This window comes from Rhodococcus sp. (in: high G+C Gram-positive bacteria) (assembly GCF_049591685.1).
Classification (GTDB): domain Bacteria; phylum Actinomycetota; class Actinomycetes; order Mycobacteriales; family Mycobacteriaceae; genus Rhodococcoides.
Genome location: NZ_JBAWFH010000347.1, coordinates 1 through 1,646, shown reverse-complemented (window position 1 = coordinate 1,646; position 1,646 = coordinate 1). Strand labels below are relative to the sequence as shown.

Annotated in this window: 1 protein-coding gene and 1 pseudogene; one reads left to right on the top strand and one right to left on the bottom strand. The window is 60.2% G+C overall.

The window, feature by feature from the left end; genetic code table 11:
- The first annotated feature begins 261 nt into the window (after positions 1 to 261).
- A complete protein-coding gene (locus tag WBQ44_RS14565) occupies positions 262 to 1,248 on the top strand; it encodes a LuxR C-terminal-related transcriptional regulator (protein WP_495567386.1) in 987 nt (328 codons plus the stop codon).
- Positions 1,249 to 1,278: 30 nt separating this feature from the next.
- Here the strand turns inward: WBQ44_RS14565 and WBQ44_RS14560 are convergent.
- Positions 1,279 to 1,646: pseudogene (locus WBQ44_RS14560) on the bottom strand (monooxygenase); the annotation flags it as partial.

Sequence of the window (1,646 nt, the reverse complement as noted above, 5' to 3'; positions counted from 1 at the left end):
ATGTCACCCATACGGATAGTCGATAGCGGTCGGTGGAGGTCTTGTCGACAAGTTGCTGAATATTCAGCATCCGCGGGATTTTGGGTATATCATTTCGTGATTGCGGTGCGGCACAGTTTGGACGCCCTGTGGGGTGTCACGACATTAACGGCGCATCGCGTTGTTTTCTCGCCGCCAACGTGAAGGGAGAGGTCCTTGTCGAGATTAGGACGCACCCTCGATTTCGTCCGTGAGTTGCAGTCGGCGGTAACCCTCGATGAAGTGGGCGCCCTGTACGTCAGCGCGGTCCGCGGGATGATCTTCGCCCGTGGTCGCGGCCTGTATCGCCTGGATCCCGGCAGGAACCAGTTGGTCGGTCAAGCGGCGGATGTCCCCAGCCTGCTGCTCGACGAGTACGCAACCGTCGATATGCGCGAGGACCCTGTGCTGATTGCGGCATTAAAAGCGGGCAGGCCGGTAGCCAGTTCCGACGCGGCGCTGACAGAGAGCTGGGCTACCTGTCGAGCGCAACGCATACTGGGACACTCGGGCTACTTTCATTCGCTCAAAGCCCCCTTGATTGTCGGTGATACCTGTTGGGGGACGATTCACTTCACGCGTTACCCAGGAGATCCGCCGTTCGACGACATCGATCGAAGTAGTGCCGAAATGGTGGTCTCGCATCTTGGGCCAGCGTTGACAAGGGCGGCGCGCTACGAGCAATTGCACTGGCGTGCGGAGGTATTAGGAGCTGCGCTGGACTGCATCGACAATCCTGTGGTCATAACCGATACCGCCGGACGCGCGGTCCATGAGAACCGCGCCGCCCGCGCCGTAGCACCCGACGGCCGACGAGCTATAGATGCGGCAGGGCTGGTGATCGCCGACAGCGCTGCCCTGATAAACACAGGCGAGCGCCGCGCGATCACCGCCAACTCCACGAACGTCGATCAGTCGCCCGTAGCGGTTCGTTCGGTCGCGCTTCGTCGTCACGAAGCGGTCGTTTCGGTGGTGCATCCACGAGCAGCGAACCCTCATTCGGCACTTCCCATGCTGGCGATCCTGTCTAAACGCGAACGCGAGATCGCGCTCTTCGTCAGTGATGGACTCACCACCAAGGAGATCGCACGGCGAGCCTTTATCACCGAAAACACTGTGAAGCAGCACCTGAAGCGAATCTTCAGAAAGTTGAATGTCTACAGCAGGGCCGAAATGGTGCATGCGATCTGGGCGGCGTCCAGACCTGGTGGCATCGAGGCCGATCACTGACGGACAGGTGAGCTGTCCGTAGAAGGAGGATCACGAACCGTCCGTCACGGCGATGAATTTGTCGACGCGCTCGGGTGTGGCGATGATGTCCCACATCGCGCGTGGATCGGCGAAGGCCGCAGCCACTCCGTTCGCGACCTCCTGGCTTCGGATGCTCGCTTGTTGCAGGGTTCGCAGATGCTCGGGGAATTCCAGATACGTATTGGTCACACTCGTTGCGGCAAGCACCATGTTTTCGCGGCGAGCGGCGACTCGTTCACAGAAGACTTCGTCGTAGACCATGGTGTCGAGTATTTCCTCGGCCGTGATGTGAGCGCTGTACGAGGCTGCGTTCGCCCCCTGTCCCATGAGTGGATCGACTGCAGCGTGGCAGTCGCCCACGGACAACGCGTATGTGC